Genomic DNA, 2,260 nt, shown 5'->3' on the forward strand with positions numbered 1-2,260 from the left:
TGCCGCGCCTGGCCCCCGGCGGCGAGGCCTGGCTCGTGGTGCAGAAGAACCTCGGGGCGGACTCGCTGCTGCCGTGGATCGCAGGGATGCTCCAGGAGCAGGTGCCCGGGGAGTTCACGGCGACGCGTTCGGCCTGCCCCTGCCCGCCGCCCCCGCCGAGCAGCGGACCCCGGCCGCCCTCGCCCTCGCCGCCACGGACCCCGCGAACCCCTACGGGGCGGCCCTGGACTGGCCCTCCGTGCCGGCCGGACCGGACGGCGTCGTGCCCACGGGCCACCGGCCGGGCCGGAAGGCGGGCGCCGTCGTCGTGCTGATCCGCGGCGAGCTCGCCCTCTACATGGAGCGCGGCGGCAAGACGCTGCTGTGCTTCACGCAGGGTGCCGCCGAGCTGAAGGCCGCGGCCGAGGCGCTCGTGTGGGCGCTGCGGACCGGGAGGACCGAGCGCCTGAGCCTCGAGAAGGTCAACGGCGGGCCCGTGCTCGGCACGCCGTTGGCCGAGGCGATGCTCGCGGCGGGGTTCTACTCGAGCCCGAGCGGGCTGCGGTATCGGAGCTGAGGAGGAGGGTCGCCGCGCCCGCACGACGCTCACGCCCCACCGAGCTGTCCTGCACATGGTCGGTATGAGGGCAGTTTCGCGCCGCATGACGGCCACCTGCAGGACAGCTCGCACTGGTGGAAGGGGTGCGGGGTGCACGCAGGGTCCTGGGGAGGGGGCGAGGCGCGGTGAGGGGTGTTCGCGGCCTCCCGGGGAGGGCACGACGGCGGCGTGGGCCGCGGCACCGGGGCGGAGCGCGGGCCGGGAGGGGCGGACACGCGGGGGGCCGGCGAGTAGGTTCGCGGGCATGAGCGAGACCACCACCGATCCCGGCCTGCCGGACGACGTCGGCGTCGACGCGGGCGCCGACCCCACGGGCACCGCCCCGGCCCCCGAGGCCCTCGAGGAGTCCATGCCGCACCCCTCGGACCCCTCGGTCACCCCGTTCCTCATGTTCGAGGGCGATGCCGGCGCGGCCATGGACGCCTATCTCAGCGTGTTCGTCGAGCACCTGCCCGTCACGGAGGTCCGCCGCGACCTCTTCGACGACTCCTCGCCCCGCGGCGCCGACTGGGCCGGCAAGGTGCTGCACGGCGAGCTCGAGGTCGCCGGCCAGCGGCTGCGCTTCTTCGACTCCTTCACCTCGCACGGGTTCACGTTCACCCCGGCGATCAGCCTGTTCGTCGAGCTCCCGGACCCCACGGCGGTGGACGCGGTCCACGACGCCCTGATCGCCGGCGGCGGCCAGGACTACATGCCGCCCGGCGACTACGGCTTCTCCCGGCGCTTCGCCTGGGTCGGGGACCGGTTCGGCGTGACCTGGCAGCTGAACGCGGCCTGACGGGGACGGTGAGCGCCGGTGCCTGAGGGCGACTCCCTCGTCCGCGTGGCCCATCGGCTGCGCCCGGTGCTGGCGGGCCGCGCCCTGACCCACGCCGACCTGCGGGTGCCGCAGCACGCCACCGCGGACCTGACCGGGTGGACGGTGGCCGCGGTGGAGCCGCGCGGCAAGTACCTGCTGATGCGGCTCACCCCGCCGGCGGACCGCGGCGGCGCGCGCCCGCTCACCCTCGTCTCCCACCTGAAGATGGAGGGCCGCTGGCTGGTCTCCGCCCTCGACGCGCGATGGGGCGCCCCCGCCTGGCAGGTCCGCGCGGTGCTGGAGACGGCGGAGCACCGGGTGCTCGGCGCCCAGCTGGGGATGCTCACGCTCGTCCCCACGGACCGGGAGGACACCGTCCTCGGCCACCTCGGCCCGGACCTGCTGGACCCCGCGTGGGACGGCTCCGAGGAGGCCGCGGCGGCGCTGCTCGCCGAGGGGACGCGGCGGCTGACCGCCCGACCCGAGCGCCCCGTGGGCCTGGCGCTGCTGGACCAGCGCACCACGTGCGGGATCGGCAACATCTACCGCTGCGAGTCCCTGCTGCTGGCCGGGATCGACCCGCACCGCCCGGTGGGCGCGGTCCCGGACGTCCCGGGGCTGCTGACGATCGCCCGGGACCTGCTGCGCGCCAACGTCCCCCCGGCCGCCCCGTTCCTCGGCTGGCCGCGCACCACCACGGGGGTGCGAGCGAACCCGGACCGGCCCTACGGGATCGAGGTGGTTGTGGCGGACCGCGGCTTCCCGCCGGGGCTGCCCGCCGCCGTCGGGAGCGGGACCGCCGCGGACCCCGCGGCGGACCCCGGAGCCGACCGGACGGCGTCCGGCCCCGCCCTCGGCCGGCC

2 protein-coding genes and 1 pseudogene are annotated in these 2,260 nt (G+C 76.6%); all 3 read left to right on the forward strand.

Translation table 11 applies throughout. The features are described 5' to 3' along the window. Positions 1–556, forward strand: a pseudogene (locus NWP10_RS11615) (ATP-dependent helicase); the annotation flags it as partial. Between the two features lie 286 nt (positions 557–842). Then, positions 843–1,376 carry a VOC family protein gene (locus NWP10_RS11620; RefSeq protein WP_258301008.1) on the forward strand — a complete coding sequence of 178 codons (534 nt, stop codon included), beginning with the start codon at positions 843–845 and terminating at the stop codon, positions 1,374–1,376. Between the two features lie 18 nt (positions 1,377–1,394). Then, positions 1,395–2,260, forward strand: an 866-nt coding sequence (locus tag NWP10_RS11625; protein ID WP_258301009.1) for a DNA-formamidopyrimidine glycosylase family protein, incomplete at its 3' end; no start/stop codon positions are given.

The organism is Micrococcus sp. HG099 (genome assembly GCF_024723355.1).
Lineage (GTDB): Bacteria > Actinomycetota > Actinomycetes > Actinomycetales > Micrococcaceae > Micrococcus > Micrococcus endophyticus.